The 25611-nt window shown below is 63.6% G+C and carries 25 protein-coding genes; 8 read left to right on the top strand and 17 right to left on the bottom strand.

Going from position 1 to position 25611, the window contains the following annotated elements; all coding sequences use genetic code 11:
* Positions 1 to 24: 24 nt before the first annotated feature.
* The 5 genes from ACN5AZ_RS06500 to ACN5AZ_RS06480 form a co-directional block, all read right to left on the bottom strand.
* A complete protein-coding gene (locus ACN5AZ_RS06500) occupies positions 25 to 1482 on the bottom strand; it encodes an efflux RND transporter periplasmic adaptor subunit (protein ID WP_419428053.1) in 1458 nt (485 codons plus the stop codon).
* A gap of 92 nt (positions 1483 to 1574) precedes the next feature.
* On the bottom strand, positions 1575 to 2117 hold the full coding sequence (gene moaB / locus ACN5AZ_RS06495; RefSeq protein WP_419428052.1) for a molybdenum cofactor biosynthesis protein B: 543 nt from the start codon (positions 2115 to 2117) through the stop codon (positions 1575 to 1577).
* 42 nt (positions 2118 to 2159) lie between these two features.
* Positions 2160 to 2711: a hypothetical protein gene (locus ACN5AZ_RS06490; protein WP_419428051.1), complete on the bottom strand. Its 552-nt coding sequence runs from the start codon at positions 2709 to 2711 to the stop codon at positions 2160 to 2162.
* Positions 2712 to 2734: 23 nt separating this feature from the next.
* On the bottom strand, positions 2735 to 3343 hold the full coding sequence (locus tag ACN5AZ_RS06485) for a LysE family translocator (protein WP_419428050.1): 609 nt from the start codon (positions 3341 to 3343) through the stop codon (positions 2735 to 2737).
* On the bottom strand, positions 3340 to 4128 hold the full coding sequence (locus ACN5AZ_RS06480) for a uracil-DNA glycosylase (protein ID WP_419428049.1): 789 nt from the start codon (positions 4126 to 4128) through the stop codon (positions 3340 to 3342). Before ACN5AZ_RS06480 ends, ACN5AZ_RS06485 begins: the two co-directional genes overlap by 4 nt.
* Positions 4129 to 4276: 148 nt before the next feature.
* Here ACN5AZ_RS06480 and ACN5AZ_RS06475 point away from each other — a divergent pair, with 148 nt between their 5' ends.
* From ACN5AZ_RS06475 to plsY, 4 genes are all read left to right on the top strand, one after another.
* The gene (locus tag ACN5AZ_RS06475; RefSeq protein ID WP_419428048.1) at positions 4277 to 5227 is read left to right on the top strand and encodes an aspartate carbamoyltransferase catalytic subunit; all 951 of its coding nucleotides are present in this window, start codon (positions 4277 to 4279) and stop codon (positions 5225 to 5227) included.
* A gap of 66 nt (positions 5228 to 5293) precedes the next feature.
* Positions 5294 to 5833: an aspartate carbamoyltransferase catalytic subunit gene (locus ACN5AZ_RS06470; RefSeq protein ID WP_419428047.1), complete on the top strand. Its 540-nt coding sequence runs from the start codon at positions 5294 to 5296 to the stop codon at positions 5831 to 5833.
* Between the two features lie 69 nt (positions 5834 to 5902).
* On the top strand, positions 5903 to 7198 hold the full coding sequence (pyrC, locus tag ACN5AZ_RS06465) for a dihydroorotase (protein ID WP_419428046.1): 1296 nt from the start codon (positions 5903 to 5905) through the stop codon (positions 7196 to 7198).
* On the top strand, positions 7195 to 7788 hold the full coding sequence (gene plsY, locus ACN5AZ_RS06460) for a glycerol-3-phosphate 1-O-acyltransferase PlsY (protein WP_419428045.1): 594 nt from the start codon (positions 7195 to 7197) through the stop codon (positions 7786 to 7788). The genes pyrC and plsY overlap by 4 nt, the downstream gene beginning before the upstream one ends.
* Here plsY and ACN5AZ_RS06455 read toward each other — a convergent pair.
* Both ACN5AZ_RS06455 and ACN5AZ_RS06450 read right to left on the bottom strand, forming a co-directional pair.
* On the bottom strand, positions 7785 to 8570 hold the full coding sequence (locus ACN5AZ_RS06455) for an alpha/beta fold hydrolase (protein ID WP_419428044.1): 786 nt from the start codon (positions 8568 to 8570) through the stop codon (positions 7785 to 7787). The two genes, plsY and ACN5AZ_RS06455, sit on opposite strands and share 4 nt — an antisense overlap.
* Positions 8567 to 9166 carry a 2-hydroxychromene-2-carboxylate isomerase gene (locus ACN5AZ_RS06450; RefSeq protein ID WP_419428043.1) on the bottom strand — a complete coding sequence of 200 codons (600 nt, stop codon included), beginning with the start codon at positions 9164 to 9166 and terminating at the stop codon, positions 8567 to 8569. The genes ACN5AZ_RS06455 and ACN5AZ_RS06450 overlap by 4 nt, the downstream gene beginning before the upstream one ends.
* 114 nt (positions 9167 to 9280) lie before the next feature.
* Here ACN5AZ_RS06450 and ACN5AZ_RS06445 point away from each other — a divergent pair, with 114 nt between their 5' ends.
* The gene (locus ACN5AZ_RS06445) at positions 9281 to 10288 is read left to right on the top strand and encodes a ribose-phosphate pyrophosphokinase (protein ID WP_419428042.1); all 1008 of its coding nucleotides are present in this window, start codon (positions 9281 to 9283) and stop codon (positions 10286 to 10288) included.
* A gap of 63 nt (positions 10289 to 10351) precedes the next feature.
* Here the strand turns inward: ACN5AZ_RS06445 and ACN5AZ_RS06440 are convergent, their stop codons facing one another.
* The 8 genes from ACN5AZ_RS06440 to ACN5AZ_RS06405 form a co-directional block, all read right to left on the bottom strand.
* Complete coding sequence (locus tag ACN5AZ_RS06440; RefSeq protein WP_419428041.1) at positions 10352 to 10702, bottom strand: H-type lectin domain-containing protein; 351 nt, start codon at positions 10700 to 10702, stop codon at positions 10352 to 10354.
* A 51-nt stretch (positions 10703 to 10753) separates the two neighbouring features.
* A complete protein-coding gene (locus ACN5AZ_RS06435; protein ID WP_419428453.1) occupies positions 10754 to 11440 on the bottom strand; it encodes a MarC family protein in 687 nt (228 codons plus the stop codon).
* A gap of 205 nt (positions 11441 to 11645) precedes the next feature.
* Positions 11646 to 12080 carry a F0F1 ATP synthase subunit epsilon gene (locus ACN5AZ_RS06430; RefSeq protein ID WP_419428040.1) on the bottom strand — a complete coding sequence of 145 codons (435 nt, stop codon included), beginning with the start codon at positions 12078 to 12080 and terminating at the stop codon, positions 11646 to 11648.
* Positions 12081 to 12182: 102 nt separating this feature from the next.
* Entirely contained in the window at positions 12183 to 13604 is a 1422-nt protein-coding gene (atpD, locus tag ACN5AZ_RS06425) for a F0F1 ATP synthase subunit beta (protein WP_419428039.1), read from the bottom strand.
* A 19-nt stretch (positions 13605 to 13623) separates the two neighbouring features.
* Positions 13624 to 14508, bottom strand: coding sequence for a F0F1 ATP synthase subunit gamma (locus ACN5AZ_RS06420; RefSeq protein ID WP_419428038.1), 885 nt, complete (start codon positions 14506 to 14508; stop codon positions 13624 to 13626).
* A 12-nt stretch (positions 14509 to 14520) separates the two neighbouring features.
* The gene (gene atpA, locus ACN5AZ_RS06415) at positions 14521 to 16059 is read right to left on the bottom strand and encodes a F0F1 ATP synthase subunit alpha (protein ID WP_419428037.1); all 1539 of its coding nucleotides are present in this window, start codon (positions 16057 to 16059) and stop codon (positions 14521 to 14523) included.
* Positions 16060 to 16623, bottom strand: coding sequence for a F0F1 ATP synthase subunit delta (locus ACN5AZ_RS06410; RefSeq protein ID WP_419428036.1), 564 nt, complete (start codon positions 16621 to 16623; stop codon positions 16060 to 16062).
* A 322-nt stretch (positions 16624 to 16945) separates the two neighbouring features.
* Complete coding sequence (locus ACN5AZ_RS06405; protein WP_419428035.1) at positions 16946 to 17698, bottom strand: methyltransferase domain-containing protein; 753 nt, start codon at positions 17696 to 17698, stop codon at positions 16946 to 16948.
* Positions 17699 to 17783: 85 nt separating this feature from the next.
* Between ACN5AZ_RS06405 and gloB the strand changes: the two genes are divergently transcribed.
* The 3 genes from gloB to ACN5AZ_RS06390 all read left to right on the top strand — a co-directional run bounded on the left by gloB (position 17784) and on the right by ACN5AZ_RS06390 (position 22072).
* The gene (gene gloB, locus ACN5AZ_RS06400; protein WP_419428034.1) at positions 17784 to 18545 is read left to right on the top strand and encodes a hydroxyacylglutathione hydrolase; all 762 of its coding nucleotides are present in this window, start codon (positions 17784 to 17786) and stop codon (positions 18543 to 18545) included.
* Positions 18546 to 18736: 191 nt separating this feature from the next.
* Positions 18737 to 21070, top strand: coding sequence for an ATP-dependent Clp protease ATP-binding subunit ClpA (gene clpA, locus ACN5AZ_RS06395; protein WP_419428033.1), 2334 nt, complete (start codon positions 18737 to 18739; stop codon positions 21068 to 21070).
* A 45-nt stretch (positions 21071 to 21115) separates the two neighbouring features.
* Complete coding sequence (locus tag ACN5AZ_RS06390; protein ID WP_419428032.1) at positions 21116 to 22072, top strand: M23 family metallopeptidase; 957 nt, start codon at positions 21116 to 21118, stop codon at positions 22070 to 22072.
* On the opposite strand, the gene ACN5AZ_RS06385 is transcribed toward ACN5AZ_RS06390, so the two are convergent.
* Positions 22069 to 24348 (bottom strand): peptidoglycan -binding protein, encoded by a 2280-nt coding sequence (locus tag ACN5AZ_RS06385; protein WP_419428031.1) that lies wholly within the window; start codon positions 24346 to 24348, stop codon positions 22069 to 22071. The genes ACN5AZ_RS06390 and ACN5AZ_RS06385 overlap by 4 nt on opposite strands.
* 3 nt (positions 24349 to 24351) lie before the next feature.
* Positions 24352 to 25524, bottom strand: coding sequence for a biopolymer transporter ExbB (locus ACN5AZ_RS06380; protein WP_419428030.1), 1173 nt, complete (start codon positions 25522 to 25524; stop codon positions 24352 to 24354).
* Positions 25525 to 25611: the final 87 nt, after the last annotated feature.

The following is a 25611-nucleotide window of genomic DNA, read 5'->3' as shown; positions in this document are numbered from 1 at the left end:
CTCCTGATGCGGGCGGCGCGGCGGTCAGCCGCCCATGCGCCCTTCGAGACGCGCCACCACATCAGCGGGCACGCGGTCTTGTTGCAATTGCGCCAGAACGCGGGTTTTGGCCGCCTCCGGCATGCGGGTGTTCGACTGAACGAAGGCGACAAGGGCTGCGCGACGTTCCGTGGACAGTTCCAGCAGCTCCGGCTCGGCAGAGGCTTCGCCGCCCTCGGGCACAAAGGGCTGAACCTTGATCCCCGCCCCCAAAAGCGGCGTGCGTTCGGCCACCACCTGCCGCCCCGTCAGGCGCGGCGCGCGCACCAGAATGTCATCGCCCTGACGCCGCTCCAGCGTCACATCGACCAGTTCCAGACGATCCTCTGCCCCCAAGGCCAGAACCGCCCCGTCCGCGCCCAGCGCGGTCGCGGGCAGTCGCGCGACATTGTCCAAGGCAGGCTCCTGAATGCGGACGGTGACGAAATCGCCCGGTTTGAACCCGCGCGGCGCGTCCAGCGTGGCAAACAGCAACCGGCCGGTCTGCCCCTCGCCCACAGATGCGCTCTCGCGCGAGATCTGGCCCGTGGTGGTCAATTGCGCATCATAGCTTTGCATCACCACCTCGACCGGCGCGCGGCGCAGATCGCCCGCCCCGTCCAGAAGCCGCGCGTATTGCCCCGTGGACACGCGAAAGGCCACCTCCAGCGCGCTGGGATCGACCAGTTGGGCAAGCTGTTCGTTCGCCGAAACCAAACGTCCGGAGACCACGGTGACATCCGTCAGCACCCCGTCAAAGGCCGCGCGAATTTCGGTATCCGCAAGGCGGCGCTCGGCCTCTTCGCGGGCGATTTCGGCGCGGCGCTGCGCGGTGCGGGCCTGATCAATGCGCGCCTCGGCGGTGGCCAGCGCCTGCCGTTCGCTCAACACCGCCGCGCGGGCCGAAGACAGCGCCAGCTCGGCGGTCTCGACCGAAGCCTCGGTGCCCACGCGGCGGCCCAAAAGATCGCGCGCCCGCTGCAAAGCCTGTTCGCGCAACATCACCTGATCCTCGGCGGCGGCAAGTTCATCGCGGGCAATGTCGATGGCGCGGGCGGCCTCGCGCCCTTCGGCCTGCGCATCCAACAGATCGCTTTCCACACGGTCCAGCGCCGCCTGCGCATCTGCCGGATCAATGCGCCCCAAAAGCTGGCCTTGGGTGACGCGCCCGCCCTCGACAAAAGCGGGGTCGAGTTCGCGCAGCGGCCCACCGGCGGCGGCGCGCAATTCCAGCGTGCGGGCGCTTTGCACCTCGCCAAAAACGGACAGAACCGGCGTGATGGTCTCGGGCGTGACGGTGATGGTGTTGACGGTAAACACGCGTTCGCGGGCGGGCCTGCGGTTGGGTTCCTCGTTCATCCGCGCCTGCACCGCATCGCGCACCATGATCCCCGCCCAAGCCAACAGGCCCAGCGTCAAGCCAAACAAAAACAGCCCCGTCAGGCTTTTGCGGAAAAAGCGCATGGCTCTACTCCTGTTTGGGGTGCAAAGGCGCGCCCCGCCCACATCAGCGGGCCAATTCACATAGCTATATACGGCTTATACGCCGCATTGGGTCATTTGCGTCGTTGATGTTCATCAAGACGCGGTAAAATCTCGACAAAGTTACAAGGCCGGTGCCGGTAATCGAGCTGCCAGCGCAAAATTTCATCCCAGGCGTCCTTGCACGCACCGGTGGAGCCGGGCAGCGCAAACAGATAGGTGCCGCCTGCGACACCGCCTGTGGCGCGGCTTTGCACCGCAGAGGTGCCGATTTTCTGGAAGGACACCATGGTAAAGACGGTGCCGAAGGCGTCGATCTCTTTCTCGTAGACGTCGCGATGGGCCTCGACCGTGACATCGCGGCCGGTCAGACCGGTGCCGCCGGTGGAAATCACCACATCCACATCGTCGCGCGCGATCCAGAGCCGCAACTGGTCGGCGATTGCCGCGCGGTCATCGCGCAGGATCGCACGGTCGGCCAAGCTGTGCCCCGCCTCGGTCAGACGCGCCACCAAAGTATCGCCCGAGCGGTCATCCTGCAGCCCGCGCGTGTCGCTGACGGTCAGGATGGCGATGCGGACGGGGATAAATTGCTGTGTTTCGTCAATGCGCGACATGCGTCATGGGCCTTTCATTGCGGCGGCGATTGCGCGGCGGTCTTAGAGGCAGGGATTGTCTACCGGTAATCTTGGCACCGCCAGCGCGAAGTCAAGCACCCCCTCGAAGGCGTCAGAGGCCAGGGCCCCCGCAAAACCCTGAATGCCGTGATCGGGGTCTGTGCAGGCCTCGGCCCCGCCCGTCTCGCGCCACTGCTCCAGTTGCGCGGCCAGATGGGCGTCGACCTCTGCCGGGTCCAAGGCGGGCTGCGCGTTTGCCATCACAAAGCGGGTGATGCGGCGCAAGCGCTGTTCCAACACGCGTGCGTCATGCGGCGATGGCGTCCAGCGACAGCTTTTGGCCAAGGCGTTGAGTTCGAAATACAGATCATACAGGCACCCGACGGCGCCACGCCCGCTGACGTCCATCCCGTCATAGCGGGTCGCCCCGTCGGGATCGGTGTAGCGGTAAAGCTCGATGCCTTCGGGCATTTTCAGCACGTCGATGTCTGACCCGTCGCGGGTCCCGCCCTCGGTGATCTTGTCGGCATGGGTGTCAAACAGCGCGGGATAGTCGATCGCCCCCGCCTGCGCGCCAAGCGGCCACAAAGCCATCAGCCAACACAGGTGCCGCTTTGTCATAGGGCCAACCGCAAGGCCAGACCGCCAAACAGCGTGGCGCAAAAATAGCGCAGGCCACGTTCCGTGCGGGTTCCCCCCTGAAGATGTGCGCGCAAACGGCCCGCGAATTGGCCCACAAGCCCGTTCACCACAAGACCACCCAGCGCCATCATCGACCCGAAGATCAGGAATTGCGGCAGAACCGCGCGCGACGGGTCCACGAATTGCGGCACAAAGGCCAGGACGAACAAGATGAATTTCGGATTGGTGAGGTTGACCACAAAGCCCTGACGCGCCGCATCGCGCGCACCCAAGGGGGGCGCATCCACTCCGGCCAACGGCGTGCGTAAAGTGCGCACCGCAATCCACGCCAGATAGGCCGCTCCAGCCCAGCGGATCACGTCGAATGCCCCCGGCAGGGCGGCGACCAGTGCCCCCAGCCCCAGCCCTGCCAGAACCACATGGACGATCCCGCCCGCAGACACGCCGGCGGAGGCCGCCCAGCCGCAGCGTGCCCCGCCCCGCAGCCCTTGGGCCATGCAGAACAGCATATCCGGGCCGGGCGTGATATTCAGTGCAAGCCCCGCAGGCAGAAAGGCCAGTAGCATGACGGGATCGACGATCATGACAGCTCCTTCAGGCGGGCCTTGACCGACAACAGATCGGCCCATGCCTCTCGCTTCAGGGCCGGTTGGCGCATCAGGGCCTGCGGATGCATCATCGGCAAAGCAGGTTTGCCGCCGATGTCAGTCCACTGGCCGCGCAGACGGGTGATGCCGCGTTTGCCCAGCAGCGACTGGCAGGCGGTGTTGCCCATGACAATGACCACCGCAGGATCCACCAGCGCGATATGGCGCTCCAGAAACGGCTTCATCATGGCGATGTCTTCGGGGCGCGGGTCACGCCCCTGCGGCGGACGCCATGGCAGCACCGTGGTCAGATAGGCGTTTTCCGCGCGGCTCAGCCCGATGGCGGCCAGCATCTTGTCCATCAATGTGCCCGACGCCTCGACAAACGGTTTGCCAGAGCGGTCCTCATCCCGGTCGGGCGCTTCGCCCACGACCATCACCTTGGGGTGCGCGGCCCCCTCGCCAAACACCAGATTGCGCGCGCCACGTTTCAGCTCGCACAGCTCGAAGGCGGCCATGGCGGCCTGCAGCGAGGACAAGGTTCCGGCAGCGGCGGCGGCGGCCTGCGCCTCGGCCACGGGGTCGATCTGCGGCTCCAGCGCGGGGGCGGCCTGCCCTGCGGCCCCGGTTCCGGCACGCTTTTTGGCGGCGCGCGCCTCCTTGGCGGCGTCTTCCAACGCGAAACGGTCAACGGGAGCATCGCAGAGCACCTCTGCCACGCCCATTTCCATCTGCCATTCCAGTGCCGCGCGCGCGGCGTGCCAATCCAGTGCCGATTCCATGAAAGCCACCTTAGACCCCCGCCGCGCAAAGGAAAATCACCCGCCGAGGCCCAAACCGCATTTTCCGCGCAGCCGTGGACGGGCAAGCGCACCCTTGCGGGGCGGGCGTGTGCTTCGTAAACACGGGGCAACCACATCAGGGATGACCATGCGCTTCGACCATCGCCACCTTCTGGGGATCGAACCCCTGCGCCCCGACGAGATCACCACCATTCTCGATCTTGCGGAACAATACGTCACCTTCAATCGGGGCCGTGACAAACATGCGCAGGCGCTGGCGGGGCTGACACAAATCAACATGTTCTTTGAAAACTCCACCCGCACGCAAGCCAGCTTTGAGCTGGCAGGCAAACGGCTGGGCGCAGACGTGATGAACATGGCCATGCAGGCCAGCAGCATCAAGAAGGGCGAAACCCTGATCGACACCGCGCTGACGCTGAACGCGATGCACCCGGACCTGCTGGTGGTGCGCCATCCGCATTCCGGCGCGGTCGACCTGTTGGCCCAAAAGGTGCATTGCGCGGTGCTAAACGCAGGGGACGGGCGGCACGAACACCCCACACAAGCCCTGTTGGATGCGCTGACCATTCGCCGCGCCAAAGGCCGCCTGCACCGGCTGACCATCGCGATTTGCGGCGATGTGGCGCACAGCCGCGTGGCGCGGTCGAACCTGCTGCTGCTGCATAAAATGGAAAACCGCATCCGTCTGGTGGGGCCGCCGACCCTGATGCCATCGGGGATCGATGCCTTTGGCGCCGAGGTCTATGACGACATGCGCGAAGGGCTGCGCGATGCGGATGTGGTGATGATGCTGCGCCTGCAAAAGGAACGCATGGACGGCGGCTTTATCCCGTCGGAGCGCGAGTATTACCACCGCTACGGGCTGGATGCGGAAAAGCTGTCCTATGCCAAGCCCGATGCCATCGTCATGCACCCCGGCCCGATGAACCGCGGGGTCGAGATCGACGGCACCATCGCCGATGACATCAACCGCAGCGTCATTCAGGATCAGGTCGAAATGGGCGTGGCCGTCCGCATGGCCGCGATGGACCTGCTGGCGCGCAACCTGCGGGCCAATCCCAAATCGGTGCTTGTCTGACGCCTATGCCCCAAAACGGCGGAGCCTGCTCCGGCCTGATATTCACACCCAAGCGCCTGAGGCCCCATGACCGAAATCGCGATCAACGGCTCTGACACCGCAACGCTGCATGTGTTGCATCTGGACCTGCCCCCCCAAGCCGTCGAGCGGTTCACCACCATGGCAGGCACCGGCGAATGGCCCCTGAAATACGCGGTCGGCGCGACGAAGCTGCGCCCGGCCTTTGTGGAAACCGTCGATCTGCGCGATCTCGAAGGGCTTGGGCTGTCGCATTATCTGGGGCAGGCCTACGACATATCCTCGGCCGCGTTGGGGGGTGACAAGGCGCGGCTGGATGCGCTGACCGGCCATGTGGTGATCCTGCCGCCGCAAGCCTTCGAGAACACCTCGCAGACGTTGCATATCGCCCAACCCCTGACCCACATCGGAAGCTACAAGGCGCAGGCCCCCGCCGCCAAGGGGGCCCGTCTGCGCACATCTGCTGCGCGTGGTGAAGGCTCTGGCGGGCCTGCCAGCGCGATGGGCAACCTCACGCGCCCCGCCGGTCTGGTGCTGGCCGCCTTGGCGCTGTTGTTGATCGCGGGCCTTTTGGCCGTGCTGCTCTAGCGTCGTGACCGCTTTCCCCGCGCCCCGAATTGCCTTAGACCAAAGAAAATCCCAAACATCCTGGCCCGCATGACCCATACGCTGTTTACCAATGCCCGCCTGATCGATCCCGAAGGCGACACTGACCAAGCCGGCGCGCTTTTGGTGGTGGATGGGCGCATCGAGCGCATCTTTGACGCCACTGCCGCGCTGCCGGATCACCCTGACATGGTCGTGGTCGATTGCCTCGGAAAATGTCTGGCCCCCGGCATCGTCGACATCGGCGTCAAGGTGGGCGAGCCCGGCGAGCGGCACAAGGAATCCTTTGGCTCTGCGGGGCTGGCGGCGGCGGCGGGCGGTGTGACCACGATGGTCACGCGCCCCGACACCGACCAGACAGTCGACACGCCCGAACAGCTTGATTTCATCCGCCGTCGCGCCAGCGACGAGGCGCGGGTGAACGTGCTGCCGATGGCTGCGCTGACCAAAGGCCGCGCGGGCCGCGAGATGACGGAGATCGGCTTTTTGATGGATGCCGGGGCCGTGGCCTTTACCGATTGCGACCATGTGGTGACCGACACCAAGGTGCTGTCGCGTGCGATGACCTACGCCCGCTCGCTGGGCGCGCTGATCGTGGGCCACCCGCAGGACCCCGGCCTGTCCCGTGGCGCGGCGGCCACAAGCGGCAAGTTCGCGTCGCTGCGCGGCCTGCCGTCGGTGTCGCCCATGGCCGAGCGCATGGGGCTGGACCGCGACATTGCCTTGGTCGAGATGACGGGCGTGCGCTACCACGCCGACCAGATCACCGCCGCCCGCGCCCTGCCCGCGCTGGAACGCGCCAAGGCCAACGGCTTTGCCATCACGGCGGGCACGTCGATGCACCACCTGACCCTGAACGAAATGGACCTTGCGGACTATCGCACCTTCTTCAAGGTCAAGCCGCCGCTGCGCGCCGAAGAGGATCGCAAGGCCATCGTCGAGGCGGTTCGCACCGGCCTTATCGATGTGATTGGGTCATTTCACACGCCGCAGGACGAGGAATCCAAACGCCTCCCGTTCGAGGAGGCCGCATCGGGTGCGGTGGGTCTGGAAACCATGCTGCCGGTGATCTTGCGGCTGTATCATGCCGAAGAGCTGTCCCTGCCCTGCCTGTTCCGCGCGCTGTCGTTCAATCCGGCCCGCCTGCTGGGTCTGGACAGCGGACGTATGACGGCGGGCGCACCGGCGGATCTGGTGCTGTTCGATCCCGACAAACCCGTCGTGCTGGACCGGTTCAAACTGCGGTCCAAATCCAAGAACACCCCCTTTGACGGCGCGCGCCTGCAGGGCCGTGTGCTGGGCACATGGGTTGCAGGCCACCGCGTTTTTGACGAGGCCCGCCCATGACCGCTTTGCTTTGGACCCTGTTTGGCTACCTGCTGGGGTCGATCCCCTTTGGCGTCCTGGTCACGCGGGCCATGAACCTTGGCGATCTGCGCAACATCGGCTCTGGCAATATCGGTGCGACCAACGTGCTGCGGACCGGAAACAAGGCCGCGGCTGCCGCGACCCTGCTGCTGGACGGCGGCAAGGGCGCGGTCGCGGTTCTGCTGGCGCGCTGGTTGGCGGGCGAAGGCGAGGTCGCGCAACTGGCAGGGCTGGCCGCCATGATCGGCCATTGCTTCCCTGTCTGGCTGCGGTTCAAGGGCGGCAAGGGCGTGGCCACCTTTCTGGGCACCATGCTGGCACTGGCTTGGCCCATCGGCTTGCTGTGCTGCGTGACGTGGCTTGTGGCCTTTGCCCTGTCGCGGATTTCCTCTGTCGGGGCGTTGGCGGCTGTGGCGTCGGTCGCCCCATGGACGCTGCTGTTGGGGCGCACCGATCTGACGATCACCGCGCTGGCGCTGACCATTGTGGTGCTCTGGCGGCATAAGGAAAACATCGCTCGCCTGCAGGCAGGAACCGAACCCCGCGTGGGCCGCAAGGACAAGACCTAAGCGGTCTGCCCCGCTGCCAAAAGCTGTTGCGACATGACGCGGGCCACATCGGCCCCATGGGTCAACAACAGCATATGTCCGGCCCCGTCGACCACAGTTTCGCGCGCGTTGCGCAGGCGCGCCATCAGGCCGCTATGGATGTCTCGCAGCATCGGATCGGTCTTGGCCCCCCGCAGGAAATGCACCGGCGCGGCCAGCTGTTCCAATCGTCCCTCGGCCAGCAAACCGGCCCGATCCTCCCACAGCGTCGGGGCGGTTCCCAGGACAAAGGGCATCTGCCGCGCAAAGCCCTGTTGCATTGGCTCCGGCAGATCCTCCCACGCGGCCCCGCCCCAGCGAGCGTTGAACATCTTGGCACAGGCCATCCAGTCGCCCTGCTGCGCGGTCTTCTGCAACAGCTTTTGTTCCGCACGCTTTTCGCGTTTCAGCGGGCTGTCCGCAGCCGCCGCAAAAAGCACCGGCTCGATCAAGGTCAGTGACAAGACCTGCTGCGGCGTCTCCAGCGCGAGGCGCAGCGCCACGGTGGCCCCGAAACTGTGACCGATCAGATGCATGGGCCCGTCAAACAGCGGGCGCATGGCGGCGGTGGCCACGTCATGTACATCCTCGCCGTCCGGGAAAGGATCGCTGCGGCCATGGCCGGGCAAATCCGGCGCCGTGACGCGCAGCTGTGGCAGGCCACGCGCCAGATCACGCCACATGCTGCCAACCCCCTGCCCGCAGTGCAACGCCAGCAGGGAGACCGTTCCTTCACCGAAGTGACGCAGATGGACCGAGGTCACAAATCCCCCGACAGATGCGCGTCGAGATCATCCAGCCGGTCGCAGCCCCAGAATTTCTCGCCATCGTCGCAAACAAGGAAGGGCGCACCAAAGACGCCGGCCTCGACCGCTTCGTCAAGGTTGCGGGTATAGGTTTCGGCACCGGCCAAAAGCCCCGAATCCTTGAGCCCGCGATCAAACCCTGCCGCTTCGAGACAATCGCCAATCACGCCATCATCGGCCACGTCGCGGTCCTCGATCCAACAGGCCCGCAACAGGCCAAAGACCAGCGCCTGCATATCGCCGCCACCGGCCTGCTGTGCTGCGATCACCGCATAGGACGCAGGCGCCCCATTGGCAGGGAAAAACGCCGGTTTGGGGTTATAGGGCAGTCCGGTCTTCTTCGAGGTGCGCGCCATTTCCTGCAGGCGGTATTCCTGCCGCGACACATGGCGCTGCCCCGGCGGCGTGCCGCCCGTGCGGGCAAACAGCGACATGATGTCCACGGGTTTGTAGGTCAGGGTCGCGCCGTGCTTTGCGGCGATCTCTGCCACGCGGGTGCCCGCGAAATAGGTAAAGGGCGAGATGACCGAAAAATAGTAATCGATATGCGCCATGTATCACGTCTCCTTGTTGCGGTCCCTGACCGTGCTGGCGCCGACGGTAGGCGCGTGTTAACGGGTGCGCAACCCGTCACGAATCCGTCATCATCCTCACGGAGCAAGCTGCCCATGCCCACCGTTATCGAACCCAAGCTGATCGCCGGCAACGCCAACCGTCCGCTGGCCGAGGCCATCGCCCGCCGCATGTCGCTGTACCGCGGCATGTCCGTGGGCCTTGTCGATGCCCGCGTCGAAAGGTTCAACGATCAGGAAATCTTTGTCGAAGTGTACGAAAACGTACGCGGCGAGGACATGTTCATCATTCAGCCGACCTCCAACCCGGCCAATGACAACCTGATGGAATTGCTGATCATGGCGGACGCGCTGCGCCGGTCGAGCGCGTCGCGCATCACCGCCGTGATCCCCTACTTCGGCTATGCCCGTCAGGACCGCCGCACCAAGGCACGCACCCCCATCACCGCCAAGCTGGTGGCCAACATGATGGTCGAAGCGGGCATTGAGCGTATCCTGACGCTGGACCTGCACGCGGCGCAGATTCAGGGCTTTTTCGATATTCCGGTGGACAACCTCTATGCCTCGCCGATCTTTGCGCTGGATATCCAGAACCAGTTCGACGACCTCAGCGATGTTATGGTGATCTCTCCGGACGTGGGCGGCGTGGCCCGCGCCCGCGAGCTGGCCAAGCGGATCAACGCGCCGCTGTCCATCGTCGACAAACGCCGCGAAAAGCCCGGCGAGATCGCCGAGATGACTGTGATCGGGGATGTGACCGGCAAGAAATGTATCATCGTCGATGACATGTGCGACACCGCCGGCACCCTGTGCAAAGCGGCCGAGGTCATCATGGATCACGGCGCGACCGAGGTGCACGCCTATATCTCGCACGGGGTGATGTCCGGTCCCGCGGTCGAGCGCATCACAAATTCCGTGCTCAAAACCTTGGTGCTGACAGATTCGATCCAGCCCACGGGTCCGGTGGCTTCTGCCCCGAACATCCGCATCCTGCCCACTGCGCCGATGTTCGCGCAAAGCATTCTGAACATCTGGAATGGCACCTCGGTGTCGTCGCTGTTTGAAACCGACACGCTGGGCCCGATCTACGAAGGGATCCTATGATCCCTACGCCATAGCGCAATACAAACCGGGGGCCGCAGTGGCCCCCGGTTTCGTTTCAGGCAATCAATACAGATCCCAGTCGTCTTCGTTCTTCAGCGCCCCCATGGCGAGCCAGTTCATCCGAACCCGCGCCACTTTGGTGTCGCTCCACGTGCGAAAGACCAGCTCGAAGCCGGTGGTGGTCACGTTCTCCGCGCTGATGTCCGCACGCACATTCGCACCCTGATCCATGTCCCACAGCGACAGGCCGACATGCACGACGGGCACCTCGGCGAAAGGATCTGAGAAGATCACGGCGCGACGACGCTCGCGCGCGCCCTCGCCCGTCCACATCGGCCCGCCATCTTTGAAGTCGGTAAAGACCTCGGCATTGCCCTGATCAACGCCCAGTGTGGCGCCGCTAAATTTTCGCATCTTAAATCTCTTGCAACTTTGGCAAGGGTATAGCGGCTTCGGTTGATGAAATCACTCGGAAATTGTTTCAGCCGCAGGAACCTCGCCCGGGATACTGTCGAGACGCATCGCCCCCACCGCATCCAGACCGCCCAGAACCGCGTCCACCGCCACGGTGGCAAGGATAATGCCCATCACGCGGCTGATCACGCTGGCCCCGGTGGACCCCAAGACCCGTTTCAGCCGCGCTGCCAGCAAAAGCAGCCCCAAGGTGACCAACAGCACAAGCGTCAGCAAGACCGCCGTGACGATCTGGTCGGGAATGGAGTTGGCGTTGTTGTCCGTCAGCACAACGATCGCCAGCATCGCCCCCGGCGAGGCAATGGAGGGCATGGCCAAGGGGAAGACCGCCCCCGCCAGATGTCCCTTTTCCGCCTGATCAATCTCGTGCTCGGGCTTGCTGTCGCCAAAGATCATCGTCAGCGCGAACAGGAACAGCACGATCCCGCCCGCAATCTGGAACGAGCCGAAGCGCAGGCCAAGCGCCTCCAGCAGGACCTGCCCCGCGACAAGAAAGCCCAGCAGGACAATCCAGGCGACGACAACAGCGCGCAGGGCAAATTTCCAATGCAGCGCCGCGGGCACCGCTGCGGTGGCAAAGTAGAAGACCGGCAAGGTCCCTATCGGATCGACCACGACGAACAGCGTCACGAAATCGCGTAAGATGCTGGTGATGTCGATCGCAAAGTCCAAGGTCAGGGCTCCTCCGGGGGCTGGTGGGGAAAAAGGGCTGTCAGGGCTGATCTACGCACTGTGAACGACGGTGCAAGATGGTTTCGTGAATGTTTCACACGATCGGCGCCGGGACGCCGCAGCCGCGTGTATTTTGGCACAATATAGGGCGCAAAAGCAAAAAACCCCGCCGAGGACGACGGGGTTTTTCGATCTGTCAAAGCGGCAAAGCTCAGAGAGCGGGCTGCTTGGGGTCAAGACCGATATGCGTGCCAACCGCGACCATGTCCTGCAGCAGCTTGGCTGCATCGTCCACGGGGCCGGGCTCGTTCTCGAAGGTCACCTTGGTCTGCTCGTAGGCGGCATGCGCCTCGTCAACCAGGGCCTCGTAGGTGGTCTGATCCACGTCTGCCGCCGGAAGCGCCTTTTCGGCAAGCACAGAGATGCTTTCGCCGATTTCAGCAAAACCGCCGGTGACCACGAATTTCTCGGTGCCTTTGTCGGTTTCGACGGTCAGCACACCGGGACGCAGGGTGGTGATGGTTGCAGCGTGGTTCGGCATGGCGGTCAGATCGCCTTCGGAACCGGGAATCTGAACCGACTTAGCCTGCGCCGACAGGAGCTTGCGCTCCGGCGAGACGAGGTCGAATTGCATCGTGTCTGCCATGTGAAACTCCTTTGTCGGGAGACGGTGGGGTGAAACCCCACCCTACCCAGGATGGTGAACCGGCAGGTAGGGCGGGATTACATCCCGCCTCACCCGTTCGGATTAGGCAGCGTCTGCGGCCATTTTCTCGGCTTTGGCGAGCACCTCGTCGATGCCGCCAACCATGTAGAAGGCGCCCTCGGGCAGGTGGTCGTATTCACCGGCCACAACAGCCTTGAACGACTTGATGGTGTCTTCCAGCGGAACCTGAACACCGTCAGAGCCGGTGAAGACCTTCGCCACGTCGAACGGCTGCGACAGGAAGCGCTGGATCTTACGGGCACGGGCCACGGTCAGCTTATCCTCTTCGGACAGTTCGTCCATCCCGAGGATGGCGATGATGTCCTGCAGGGATTTGTAACGCTGCAGGATACCCTGAACGTCGCGTGCCACCTGATAGTGCTCTTCACCCACGATCTGCGGGTCCATCAGACGCGAGGACGAGTCCAGCGGGTCAACGGCCGGGTAGATGCCCAGTTCCGAGATCGCACGGTTGAGAACCGTGGTCGCGTCGAGGTGGGCAAAGGTCGTTGCCGGTGCGGGGTCGGTCAAGTCGTCCGCGGGAACGTAGACAGCCTGGATCGAGGTGATCGAGCCGTTCTTGGTCGAGGTGATGCGTTCCTGCATCGCGCCCATGTCGGTCGCCAGCGTCGGCTGGTAGCCCACAGCGGAGGGGATACGGCCCAGCAGAGCGGACACTTCGGAACCGGCCTGCGTGAAGCGGAAGATGTTGTCCACGAAGAACAGAACGTCGGTGCCGGACGCGTCGCGGAACTGTTCCGCCAGCGTCAGACCGGTCAGGGCCACACGTGCACGCGCACCCGGAGGCTCGTTCATCTGGCCGTAGACCAGAGCCACCTGCGACTCCTCGAGGGCGTCGGGCTTGATGACGTTGGATTCGATCATCTCGTGGTACAGGTCGTTGCCTTCACGGGTCCGTTCACCAACACCGGCGAACACGGAGTAGCCCGAGTGCACCTTTGCGATGTTGTTGATCAGTTCCATGATCAGAACGGTCTTGCCCACGCCGGCGCCGCCGAACAGGCCGATCTTACCGCCCTTGGCGTAAGGCGCCAGCAGATCGATGACCTTGATGCCGGTCACGAGGACTTCGGATTCGGTCGACTGGTCGATGAATTCCGGGGCCGGTGCGTGGATCGGGCGGTATTCGTCCGCGGTGATCGGCTCACCTTCGTCGACGGGCTCGCCCACGACGTTCAGGATGCGGCCGAGGGTCTTCGGACCAACGGGAACCGAGATCGGTGCGCCGGTGTCGGCCACTTCCTGGCCACGAACGAGACCTTCGGTCGCGTCCATCGCGATGGTGCGGACGGTGTTTTCGCCGAGGTGCTGCGCCACTTCGAGAACAAGCGTCTTGCCGTTGTTGTCGGTGGTCAGCGCGTTCAGAATTGCCGGCAGGTGGTCGTCGAACTGGACGTCGACCACGGCGCCAATCACCTGGGTGATCTTGCCTTGTGCTGTCATTGGTTTCTCTCCGGGTTCCTTAGAGCGCCTCGGCGCCCGAAATAATTTCGATCAGTTCGTTGGTGATGACGGCCTGACGCGAGCGGTTATACTCGATCGTCAGTTGGTCGATCATCTCGCCCGCGTTGCGGGTCGCGTTGTCCATTGCCGACATACGGGCACCCTGTTCAGAGGCCGCATTTTCGAGCAACGCCGAGAAGATCTGCGTTGCCACCCCACGCGGGAGCAGGTCAGCCAGGATCGCCTCTTCGTCGGGCTCGTAGTCGTACAGGGTGGACGCGCCGTCCGCCGCGGTCTCCTCAGCGGTTTCGTAGGACGCCGGGATGACCTGAAGGGCCGTCGGATCCTGCGAAATCACCGAGTTGAACTTGGCAAAGAAGATCGTCGCCACGTCGAACTCACCGCCGTCAAAACGGGCCAGCACATCACGGGCAATGCCCTGTGCGTCGCCGTAGCCGAGGCGTTTGACCTCGGACAGGTCCACATGACCCACGAAGAGGTCGCTGTATTCCCGCTTGAGCTGCTCGCGACCTTTCTTGCCGACCGTCAGGATCTTCACGGTTTTACCCGCGGCCTTCAGTTCGACAATCTTGGCTTTGGCCAGCTTGACGATGTTTGTGTTGAAGCCGCCGCACAGACCGCGTTCGGCGGTCATGACCACCAGCAGATGTACGTCGTCTTTGCCGGTCCCCGCCAGAAGGCGGGGGGCCGTGTCGCTGTCGCCGACAGAAGCGGCCAGGGACGCCATCACCGCGTTGAAGCGTTCCGCGTAGGGGCGGGACGCTTCGGCCGCATCCTGGGCGCGGCGCAGTTTTGCAGCCGCGACCATCTGCATGGCCTTGGTGATCTTGCGGGTCGATTTGACCGACGCGATCCTGTTTTTGAGATCCTTAAGATTGGGCATCGGATGATCCTCTTACGAGAAGTCCGCTGCGTATTCGTCAAGAACCGCTTTCATTTTCTCAACCGGCTCGCCCTTCTTGAACTTGGGATCTTCTGTTTCGATCCAGTTCAGGAAGTCAGCTTTCTGCGAACGCAGGAACTGCAGCAGGCCTTTTTCGTAGCGGCCCACGTCGGACACGGCGATCTTGTCGAGGTAGCCGTTGGTGCCGGCGAAGATCACGCAGACGATTTCCGCGTTGGTCAGCGGCGAATACTGCGGCTGCTTCATCAGCTCGGTCAGGCGCGCACCACGGTTCAGCAGCTGCTGCGTCGCGGCGTCGAGGTCGGAGCCGAACTGCGCAAAGGCGGCCATTTCGCGGTACTGGGCGAGCGACAGCTTAACCGGGCCGGCCACGGAGGACATGGCGTCGGTCTGAGCGGAGGAGCCCACACGAGACACGGACAGACCGGTGTTCACAGCGGGGCGGATGCCCTGATAGAACAGTTCGGTTTCCAGGAAGATCTGACCGTCGGTGATCGAGATCACGTTGGTCGGAATAAACGCGGACACGTCGCCGCCCTGGGTTTCGATGATCGGCAGAGCGGTCAGCGAGCCCGAGCCGTTGTCTTCGTTCAGCTTCGCCGAACGCTCCAGCAGACGCGAGTGGAGGTAGAAAACGTCGCCCGGGTAAGCTTCGCGGCCCGGCGGGCGGCGCAGCAGCAGGGACATCTGACGGTAGGACACGGCCTGTTTGGACAGGTCATCATAGATGATCAGGGCGTGCTTGCCGTTGTCGCGGAAGTACTCGGCCATTGCGGTCGCGGCGTAGGGCGCGAGGAACTGCATCGGTGCCGGGTCGGACGCGGTTGCGGCCACCACGATCGAGTAGTCGATCGCACCGGTTTCTTCGAGCTTCTTCACCAGCTGGGCAACGGTCGAACGCTTCTGACCAACGGCGACGTAGATGCAGTACAGCTTCTCGTCGTCGGACTTGGCGGCGTCGTTGTAGGACTTCTGGTTGAGGATCGCGTCCAGAGCAACGGCGGTTTTACCGGTCTGACGGTCACCGATGATCAGCTCGCGCTGGCCACGGCCGATCGGGATCATCGCGTCAACGGCCTTGAGGCCGGTCGCCATGGGCTCGTGCACGGATTTACGCGGGATGATGCCCGGCGCTTTGACGTCGGCGATGCGGCGCTCTTCGAAGGAGATCGGGCCCTTGCCGTCCAGCGGGTTGCCCAGACCGTCGACAACGCGACCCAGCAGGCCGTTGCCCGCGGGCACGTCCACGATGGAGTTGGTGCGCTTGACGGTGTCGCCTTCCTTGATGTCACGGTCGGAGCCGAAGATCACGATACCGACGTTGTCGGTTTCGAGGTTCAGCGCCATGCCCATGATGCCACCGGGGAATTCGACCATCTCGCCGGCCTGAATGCTGTCGAGGCCGTGGACACGGGCAATACCGTCCCCAACGCTCAGCACGCGACCCACTTCGGCGACTTCGGCATCTTGCCCGAAGTTCTTGATCTGGTCCTTTAGGATCGCAGAAATCTCTGCTGCTTGGATACCCATTTATCCGACCTCTTTCATTGCATTCTGAAGGGAGTTGAGCTTCGAGCGGACCGACGTGTCGATCATCTTGGAGCCCACCTTGACGATAAGACCACCGATGAGGCTTTCATCGACGGTGGCATTGATCTTTACGTCCTTGCCGACCTTCTCCTTGAGGGTCTTGGCAAGGTTGGCCGACTGTTCGTCGGTCAGCGGCTGCGCTGTCTGCACCTCTGCGGTGACTTCGCCCTTTTCGTCGGCGAGCATTTCACCAAGGCGACGGACAAGCGCGGGCACCACAAACAGGCGACGCTTCGACGCCATCAGGCCCAGCACGTTCTGCATCGCGGGGATCAGGCCCATGGCCTTTGCGACAGCGCCGATGGCGTCTGCCTGCTCCTCGCGCGTGTAAACCGGGTTCACCAGCAGTTCACGCAGATCGTCGCTGTCCTTAAGGGCAGCGCTGAGGTCATTAAGGTTCGTTTCGAGCCGCGGGAGATTATTGTTCTCCTTCACGATCTCGAAAACGGCGGTGGCATACCGTTCGGCGATGCCGGAGGAAATCGAGCTGTCAGACACGTCCACCCTTCCGGTTTTCGGCCCCCGTCACGCTCCCGCCGAATGGCGAGGCGTCCGAAGGCATCTTAAAGCCCTGATTTTGGCCAAGGCAGGGAAATCGTGGCGGATGTAGCAGAGCCTCACGCACGTCGCAACATCCTTAGGACTCGGGCCGTTTCCGGCTAAAGTTAATAATATCATAAGGTTGCTTGAATTCGCGACGCCAGCGCCCAAGTTTACGTCGATAAAAGAACAATTTTTTCACGTTCTTGCGACGATTCCTCACAGGTTTTTTGACGGATCAACGGCCGGGGTGGGACGAATTGATGCAGCTGGCCGGCATTTTGCGTCACACAGAGCCGACAGCCTTACCCGGTTTCGGGGCCAGAACGCCCAAAGGATTGCTGACACGCTTTTGTTCGCCCAGCCCCGCGCGGGTTGGCGGATACCGCTTTGCCGCCTCGACGATCATCACGCCGCCCGCAGCCACAGGCACCATACGCCCCAGTTTTTCCCACAAAGGACCGGTTTTCATCCAGAACCGTCGCCCCGAGGGCGGCTGATACAACACGCTGACAGCGCGTTCGGGGATAAAATCATGTTTCTTGAGCTGCGATTCGAGCTGGCCCAGCGAATAGGGTCGCCCGTAGCCGAAGGGCGTCCAATCCGCCCGCGCCCACAGCCCCGAGCGATTCGGCAGCACGAACAGCGCCTTGCCGCCCGGTCCCAGCACCCGATAGGCCTCGTCCAACAGATCCGAGGGGCGCTCGGACGTCTCCAGCCCGTGCATCAGGATAAGCCGGTCCACATGGCCGGTTTCCAGCGGCCACAGGGTTTCCTCGCACAAGACAGACACATTCGGCAGACCCGCAGGCCAGGGCATCACCCCTTGCGGCGCGGGCATCAGCGCGCTTACCCGTCGCGCCTGTTTCAGGTAGGGCCGCAGCAGCGGCGCGGCAAAGCCATAGCCCACAACGGTCTGGCCCTGCACATCCTGCGCCGACCAGCTGCGCAGCACCTCTGCGCGCACGATCTTTTGCGCCGCACGCCCCAGCGCACTGCGGTAGTAGAAATCGCGCAACGCCTGAACGTCGAGGTGCATGCTCTCTCCCTAAGAACTCCGGTTGAAGCGCCCCCGAAGATCGGTCACGCTGACGCTATCTTTACCAAGCATACGGGGAAACACCATGCCTCTGGACGTTGTTACCGTCCCCTGCCTCAGCGACAATTACGCCTACCTCGTGAATGGCCCCGACGGGGTGGCCGTGATCGACGCCCCCGAAGCCGCGCCGCTGATCGCCGCGCTGGAGGCGCGCAACTGGCATCCGTCGGTCATCATGCTGACGCACCACCACCACGATCACGTGGGCGGCGTGGCCGAACTGGTCGCGCGCTACGGGTGCAAGGTCATGGGCCCCGCGTCCGAGCGCGACAAACTGCCACCTCTGGATCACGCTCTGGAGCCGGGTTTCGCCGGCGGCACCGGCGCAGGCCGTGTCGAGGTGATCGATGTGGGCGGTCATACCCTTGGGCATATTGCGTTCCACTACCCCGAAGGCGGCTATGTCTTTACCGCCGACAGCCTTATGGCGCTGGGGTGCGGGCGCATCTTCGAAGGCACGCCCGCGCAGATGTGGGACAGCCTGCAACGTCTGGCCGCCCTGCCCCCCGACACCATCGTCTGTTCGGGGCACGAATACACGACATCGAACGCCGCCTTTGCCCGCACTATTGAACCGCAGAACGCAGACCTTATCTCTAGGACAGAACAGATCGCTGCGGCCCGCGCCGAAGGGAAACCCACCGCGCAGGTGCCGCTTTCATTAGAACTTGAAACCAATCCCTTTTTGCGTGCCTCCCAACCGGCGGTCAAAGCCGCGTTGGGCATGCAAGATGCCTCGGATCTTGATGTCTTCACCGAGATTCGCGCCCGCAAGGACCGCTTTTGAAACGGCCCTGTCCCGCGCTGCCCGATCCGGGCCGCGCTGGATGATGAAGCGACTGGCACGGGACTGGCGTTTGGCCGAATGTGACATGGCTGTGAAAAGAAAAAACTTGAAGCCGCGGATTAATCGACCAAACTTTAACCTAACGGGGCAATGCTGATCCTGATGGACAGCGCAGACAAGAGGAGCACACAGTGCCTTCATTCTCGAACACCCTTGAGCAGGCCATTCACTCTGCGTTGGCTTTGGCAAATTCGCGCAGCCATGAATTTGCAACGCTTGAGCACCTGCTGCTTGCGCTTATCGACGAGCCGGACGCCTCCCGCGTGATGAAGGCATGTTCCGTCGATACCGAAGAGTTGCGCACCACATTGGTGGAATTCATCGACGAGGACCTGTCCAATCTCGTCACCGACATCGAAGGGTCCGAAGCGGTGCCCACCGCCGCGTTCCAGCGCGTGATCCAGCGCGCGGCCATCCATGTGCAGTCCTCTGGCCGCACAGAGGTCACCGGCGCCAACGTTCTGGTGGCTATTTTTGCCGAACGTGAATCGAATGCCGCCTATTTCCTGCAGGAGCAGGACATGACGCGCTACGACGCGGTGAATTTCATCGCCCATGGCGTGGCAAAGAACCCCGCCTTTGGCGAGGCCCGCCCGATCCAAGGCGCGACCGAGGAAGAGGATCAGCAGTCCTCTGAAAGCACCAGCCAAAGCACCGCGCAGGATAAAGAATCCGCGCTGGCGAAATATTGCGTCGATTTGAACGTAAAGGCCGATGAGGGCGACATTGACCCGTTGATCGGACGCGCCCACGAGGTTGAGCGCTGCATTCAGGTGCTGTGCCGCCGCCGCAAGAACAACCCGCTTCTGGTCGGTGATCCCGGTGTGGGCAAAACCGCCATCGCCGAAGGGCTGGCCCGCAAAATTATTTCCGGTGAAGTCCCTGAGGTGCTTGCGGAAACCACGATCTACTCGCTGGACATGGGCGCTCTGCTTGCAGGCACCCGTTACCGCGGCGATTTCGAGGAACGCCTGAAGGCGGTCGTGACCGAGCTTGAGGAACATCCCGATGCGGTGCTGTTCATCGACGAGATCCACACCGTTATCGGTGCCGGTGCCACATCCGGCGGCGCGATGGATGCGTCCAACCTGCTGAAACCTGCACTGCAGGGCGGCAAGCTGCGCACCATGGGCTCGACCACATATAAAGAGTTCCGCCAGCATTTCGAAAAGGACCGCGCCCTGTCGCGCCGGTTCCAAAAAATCGACGTCAACGAACCCTCGGTGGAAGATACCGTGAAGATCCTGAAAGGGCTGAAACCCTACTTCGAGGAACATCACGCGATCAAATACACCAACGACGCGATCAAAACCGCTGTGGAACTGTCGGCGCGGTATATCAACGACCGCAAGCTGCCGGATAAGGCCATCGACGTCATCGACGAGGCAGGTGCAGCCCAGCATCTGGTCGCCCAGTCCAAACGCCGCAAATCCATCGGCACCAAGGAGATCGAGGATGTGGTCGCCAAGATCGCGCGCATTCCTCCGAAAAACGTCTCCAAGGATGACGCCGAGGTGCTGAAAGATCTCGAAACCTCGCTGAAGCGCGTGGTCTTTGGTCAGGACAATGCCATCGTGGCGCTGTCCTCGGCGATCAAGCTGGCCCGCGCCGGTCTGCGCGAACCCGAGAAGCCGATTGGCAACTACCTCTTTGCGGGCCCGACCGGCGTCGGCAAAACCGAAGTGGCCAAACAACTGGCGGATCAACTGGGCGTGGAACTGCTGCGTTTCGACATGTCTGAGTACATGGAGAAGCACGCCGTTTCCCGCCTGATCGGCGCGCCTCCGGGCTATGTCGGCTTTGATCAGGGTGGCCAGTTGACCGACGGTGTGGACCAGCACCCGCATTGCGTCCTGCTGCTCGACGAGATCGAGAAGGCGCACCCGGATGTCTACAACATCCTGTTGCAGGTCATGGACCACGGCACGCTGACCGATCACAACGGACGTACTGTGGACTTCCGCAATGTGATCCTGATCATGACCTCGAACGCCGGCGCGGCGGACATGGCCAAGGCGGCCATCGGCTTCGGCCGCGACCGTCGCGAGGGTGAAGACACCGCCGCCATCGAGCGGACCTTCACGCCGGAATTCCGCAACCGTCTGGATGCGGTCATCAGCTTCCAGCCGCTGCCGCGCGATACGATCCTGCAGGTTGTCGAGAAGTTCGTTCTGCAGCTCGAAGCGCAGCTTCTGGATCGCAACGTGACCATCGAGCTGACCCGCCCTGCTGCGGAGTGGCTTGCTGAACGTGGCTACGACGACAAAATGGGGGCCCGCCCGCTGGGACGCGTCATTCAGGAACACATCAAAAAGCCGCTGGCAGAGGAGCTTTTGTTCGGCAAGCTGACCAAAGGCGGCATTGTCAAAGTGTCGGTCAAGGATGGCGAATTGGTGCTGGATCTGAACGGGCCGGAAAACCCGCGACTGGATTCGAAAAAGCCACCGCTGCTGACGGCAGACTAAAGTGATCGGGGCGTCCTTCGGGGCGCCCCTTTTCATATCCCCGCCATGATTTTCCTACGTAACCTGTCGATTGCCACCCTGCTCTGGCCCTCGCCCGTGCTGGCGCAACCGATGCTGACCTTTCCCGTCGACTGCACTATGGGCCAGACCTGCTTTATCGAGGATTACGTCGATCACGACCCACGCCCCAACCAGCAGCGCGATTTCACCTGTGGCATCAACAGTCGCGACGGTCACAAAGGCACCGACATTGCCTTGCTGTCGTTTGACGCGTTGGGCACGCCGGTGCGTGCGGCTGCGGCAGGACAGGTCTTGCGCACCCGCGACGGCATGGTGGACGACCGGACCATGGCCGGGGTGACGCCGCAAAACGCCTGCGGCAATGCCGTGGTGGTCGATCACGGCGACGGCTGGCAGACGGTCTATTGCCACCTCGCTGAAGGCTCGATTGCCGTTGCTGTCGGCGACAGGGTGCAAACGGGCGATCAACTGGGCGGGGTCGGCCTGTCCGGCCAGACCAACCACCCCCATCTGCATCTTGGTCTGCTGCACAACGGACGAGTGGTGGACCCGTTCGCCCCCGACAGCGCTGCATGCGGCGAAACGGGCGACAGCCTTTGGGCCACGCCCCTGCCCTATACTGACACCGGCCTGATCACGGCGGGCTTTTCAGACCGCCTGCCGGATCTGGAGGCCGTTACCAGCGGATCCGCCCGCGTGGCCGTCAGTCCCACAAGCGCACCGCTGGTCATCTACGCCCATGCCGCCCACGCCCAACATGGCGATCTGTTAACTCTTGAGGCGCATGGCCCGGAGGGAGAAGTCTTTCACCGCACCATCATCCTGAAAACCCCGCAAGTCAGCACGATGCGGGCCGCAGGCCGCCGCGCCCCTGACGCGGGCTGGCCACCCGGAGACTATCTGGGAGAGGCCACGCTCACCCGCAAAGGTCAGGTGATCGCCCATCGGTTTGCCCACACCACCGTGCAGGACCGCCCCTAGCGTTCGGTCAGCTTCAGTTCGATCCGGCGGTTCAGGGCGCGTGCGGCGGCGGTGTTCGACGGATCCACCGGCTGGTACTGGCCAAAACCGTTTGCCGCCAGCCGGTTCGGCGGGATGCCGTAGCTGTCGATCATCTCGCGCACCACGGCGCGGGCGCGCGCCTGACTGAGATCCCAGTTGTCCTCGAAGGTGCTGTTGGCCCGCACCGGAATGTTGTCCGTATGGCCGTCCACGCGGATGATCCAGTCGATGCCTTCGGGGATGTCCGACGCAATGCCGCGCAGGATATTCGCCACTTTGGAAATTTCGCGCTGGCCCAAAGGCGACAGATCCGCGGACCCCAGTTCAAACAGCACTTCGGAGGAGAAGACAAACCGGTCCCCTTCGATCCGAATACCGTCGCGGTCGCCGACCACCTCGCGCAGACGCCCGAAGAATTCCGACCGGAACCGCTCCAGATCGGCTTTTTCGGCCTCCAGCCGGCGACGCTCTTCTTCTTCGAGCCTGCGCCGCTGGCGTTCTTCCTGCGCCACACGGGCAAGCGCCGCGTTCAATTCCGACCCGAGGTTTTCCAGCTGTACCTGCGCTGCGGCATCACGCGCCTTGCTGTCATCGAGCAGCGCTTGCAGCTGTGACAACTGCGCGCGCAGCTCGGCCACGCTGCGGTTCAACGCCTCGACCCGCAATTGCGATTCCCCGGCCGCTTCGCGGGTTTGCGCCAGCTCATCACGGGCTTGCGCCAACAGGGCCTGACGCTGGTCTGCCGCGTCCATTGCCTGTTGCTGCGCCTGTTCTGCCGCGCGTTGCGCCGCCAATGCTGCGGCCAGCCTGTCGCGGGCTTCGGCAGCCGTGGTTTGCGCCGTCACGCGGGCGGCCAAGGCGGCGGCCAATTGTTCTTCCAGCGATGTGGTGTCGTCCGACGCCGCCTGTGCCTCCAGTTGCGCGCGCAGGGTTTCCGCCTCGGCGCGGGCCTCTTCGATGGCAGAGCGCGCGGTGACCAGATCACTGCGGGCCTGCGTCAGCTCTGCGCGCAGGGTGCGGGTGGCTTCTTCGGCGGCGGACAGGGCAGAGGCGCCGTCGCTCACCTCCCCCTGCGACGCGGCGAGATCCGACACCAGCTCTGCATTGCGCGCCTGCAGACGGGCAATCTCTTCCTCTTGCGCCTCGGAGGCGGCGATTTGCGCAAGTGCCTGCGCGAGTTTGGCGGACAGGTCGGACAATTGCGTGGCGCGGGTCTGCGCGTCGGCCTGCAGCGCGGCCAGATCCCGTTCGGCGGCATTGCGGGCCTGTTCCTCGGCGGCGCGGGCTTCTTCTGCGGCGCGGCGCGCCTCTTGTGCGGCCAACAGATCATCGCGCAGACCGGACACCCGTTCGTCGGTTTCGGCCCCCGCCGCCTGCGCATCCGCCAGCCGCGCCTCAAGCGCGTCGATCCGGTCCTGCATATCGGCAGAGGTTTGTTGCCCCGCCAAGAGCGCCTCGGCCAGTCGCGCGTTCAGGTCGGTTTCAGCCGCACGGGCCGCTGCCAGCAAGGTCAGGGTTTCCTCCGCCTCGGCGCGCGCCTCTTCCAAGGCCAGCGTCATGGCCGTCAGCTCGGCATCGGCGTTTTCCAGTCGGGCACGCAAGGCGCGGGCGGCTTCGGCCTCCGCCAGCTTGGCGGCTTCCTCTTCGGACAGAGCCTGTTCCAACTCTTCCAGCTCAGCGGACAAGGCCCCGGCCTGTGCGGTGCTGTCCGCGTTGCGGGCGCGCAGGTCGGCAATCAGCGCCTCCAAAGCCGCGCGGCGGCGTTCCGCCAAGGCGGCGGCCTCAGCCTGTGCGTCCAGATCGGTCTGCGCCGCGCCAAGCTCGGCGGTCAGCGTCTCGCGTTCCGACAAAAGCGATGCCACCTGTGATTCGAAGGCGGTGATCCGCGCGGCTGCGGCATCCAGTTCAGCGGCCTGCGCGTCGCGCGTCTGTGTAAGCGTGGCAATCAAAGCCTCTGCATCGGTCAGCTCGGCCTCGCGATCCCCCAAAGAGGCGCGCAGCTCATCCACATCCGACGACAAGGCCGCCGAGCGACGCCGCTCCACGCCCAGCGCCTCGGACAAGGCCAGCAATTCGGTCGACAGCGAATCCAGCTCGCTTTCTTGACCAGTGATCGTCTCGTTCAGCACAAACTGGATCACCATGAAGATCGACAGTACAAAGGTCAGGACCAGCAGCAGACCCGTCATCGCATCGACGAAACCGGGCCAGATGTTGGCCTGAAACCGTGCGCCTGTGCGTCGCGACAGGGCCATGGTCTATTCGCCCCGCGGACGTGTGCCCCGGGACGCGCCAATGGCCCGCGACAGGGCAGAGATATCGGTGCGCAGCTCGGCCATGCTTTCCTGACGGCCCGCGCTGATTTCTTCGAGAATTCGCAGCATCTGCACGTCGATCGACCGCAGGCGCATCCGGCTTTCCGCGTCGAGCCCTTCGTTGGCTTCCTTGGACCGGATCGCCTCGGCGAGATGTTCCTGCCCTTCGGCCACGCGGGCCAATGCCTGCGCCGAAGGGGCCGTGGCCTCCATCCGCTCGGTCATGCGTTCGATGCTGTCAGCCAGCTGCGACAGGCGCATATCCACCTCGGAGCGGCTCTGCTCGGCCTCGGCAAACAGGAACTGCATCCTCTCCATCTGGTCGGCCATCTGGTCAAGAACCACACCGGCGGCCCCCAGATCGGGACCGTCGCCATCAGAGGAGAATCCGATGCGGGTGATGGAGGACAGCCATTCCTCAAGCTCGCGGTAGAACCGGTTCTGCCCGTGGCCTGCAAACAGTTCCAGAAGGCCCACGATCAGCGAACAGGCCAGCCCCAACAAGGACGAGGCAAAGGCCACGCCCATCCCGCCAAGCTGGCTTTCAAGGCCGGACATCAATCGGCCAAAGACCGCGACGCCGCTTTCCCCCTCGGACGGGGCAAGGGACTGGATCGTTTCGACCAGCGCGGGCACCGTCGTTGCAAGTCCGTAAAAGGTCCCCAACAGCCCGAGAAAGATCAAAAGCGAGACGATATAGCGCGTGATTTCGCGCGCCTCGTCGATGCGCTGCGCCACGGATTCCAGAATGGAGCGGGTCGAGGTCGTATTGATCTGCATCCGCCGGTCCCGACGACTGCCCAGCAGCGTCGCAAGCGGTGCCAGCAAGGTCGGCGCCTGAACGCGCACTCCCTGATCGCCGCTGGCCGTGAACCGCTCGATCCAGCGCACCGCCGACATCAGGCTGAGCACCTGCCAGAAACAGGCAAAAACCCCGCACAGGAAGACCAACAGGATGAACCCGTTCAGATAGGGATTGGCCTCGAACACCGGCAGGACACTGGGCGCGGCCAGAACGGCCCCCAGCGCAGACAGCGCAAGAACCGCCAGCATCAGAACGATCTGACGGACGGGATGAGAGAAATGCGGCTCGGCCTCGCGGTCGGGCTGGTCCATAGGGACACCTGACACTTTGTGATACTTGGTTAATTGGTACGGGTTTCGCAGCGCCCCGCCAAGGGCTTATCCGTGACGCAGGCACAA

The organism is Sagittula sp. SSi028 (assembly GCF_048553715.1).
Taxonomy (GTDB): domain Bacteria; phylum Pseudomonadota; class Alphaproteobacteria; order Rhodobacterales; family Rhodobacteraceae; genus Sagittula.
Note: the sequence above shows the minus strand (reverse complement) of the source record. Positions and strands in the feature narration are given on the sequence as shown.

Coding starts and splice junctions, on each gene's coding strand:
- ACN5AZ_RS06500 (WP_419428053.1), bottom strand. CDS start 1,482: ATGCGCTTTTTCCGCAAAAGCCTGACGGGGCTGTTTTTGTTTGGCTTG.
- moaB (WP_419428052.1), bottom strand. CDS start 2,117: ATGTCGCGCATTGACGAAACACAGCAATTTATCCCCGTCCGCATCGCC.
- ACN5AZ_RS06490 (WP_419428051.1), bottom strand. CDS start 2,711: ATGGCTTTGTGGCCGCTTGGCGCGCAGGCGGGGGCGATCGACTATCCC.
- ACN5AZ_RS06485 (WP_419428050.1), bottom strand. CDS start 3,343: ATGATCGTCGATCCCGTCATGCTACTGGCCTTTCTGCCTGCGGGGCTT.
- ACN5AZ_RS06480 (WP_419428049.1), bottom strand. CDS start 4,128: ATGGAATCGGCACTGGATTGGCACGCCGCGCGCGCGGCACTGGAATGG.
- ACN5AZ_RS06475 (WP_419428048.1), top strand. CDS start 4,277: ATGCGCTTCGACCATCGCCACCTTCTGGGGATCGAACCCCTGCGCCCC.
- ACN5AZ_RS06470 (WP_419428047.1), top strand. CDS start 5,294: ATGACCGAAATCGCGATCAACGGCTCTGACACCGCAACGCTGCATGTG.
- pyrC (WP_419428046.1), top strand. CDS start 5,903: ATGACCCATACGCTGTTTACCAATGCCCGCCTGATCGATCCCGAAGGC.
- plsY (WP_419428045.1), top strand. CDS start 7,195: ATGACCGCTTTGCTTTGGACCCTGTTTGGCTACCTGCTGGGGTCGATC.
- ACN5AZ_RS06450 (WP_419428043.1), bottom strand. CDS start 9,166: ATGGCGCATATCGATTACTATTTTTCGGTCATCTCGCCCTTTACCTAT.
- ACN5AZ_RS06445 (WP_419428042.1), top strand. CDS start 9,281: ATGCCCACCGTTATCGAACCCAAGCTGATCGCCGGCAACGCCAACCGT.
- ACN5AZ_RS06440 (WP_419428041.1), bottom strand. CDS start 10,702: ATGCGAAAATTTAGCGGCGCCACACTGGGCGTTGATCAGGGCAATGCC.
- ACN5AZ_RS06430 (WP_419428040.1), bottom strand. CDS start 12,080: ATGGCAGACACGATGCAATTCGACCTCGTCTCGCCGGAGCGCAAGCTC.
- atpD (WP_419428039.1), bottom strand. CDS start 13,604: ATGACAGCACAAGGCAAGATCACCCAGGTGATTGGCGCCGTGGTCGAC.
- ACN5AZ_RS06420 (WP_419428038.1), bottom strand. CDS start 14,508: ATGCCCAATCTTAAGGATCTCAAAAACAGGATCGCGTCGGTCAAATCG.
- atpA (WP_419428037.1), bottom strand. CDS start 16,059: ATGGGTATCCAAGCAGCAGAGATTTCTGCGATCCTAAAGGACCAGATC.
- ACN5AZ_RS06405 (WP_419428035.1), bottom strand. CDS start 17,698: ATGCACCTCGACGTTCAGGCGTTGCGCGATTTCTACTACCGCAGTGCG.
- gloB (WP_419428034.1), top strand. CDS start 17,784: ATGCCTCTGGACGTTGTTACCGTCCCCTGCCTCAGCGACAATTACGCC.
- ACN5AZ_RS06390 (WP_419428032.1), top strand. CDS start 21,116: ATGATTTTCCTACGTAACCTGTCGATTGCCACCCTGCTCTGGCCCTCG.
- ACN5AZ_RS06385 (WP_419428031.1), bottom strand. CDS start 24,348: ATGGCCCTGTCGCGACGCACAGGCGCACGGTTTCAGGCCAACATCTGG.
- ACN5AZ_RS06380 (WP_419428030.1), bottom strand. CDS start 25,524: ATGGACCAGCCCGACCGCGAGGCCGAGCCGCATTTCTCTCATCCCGTC.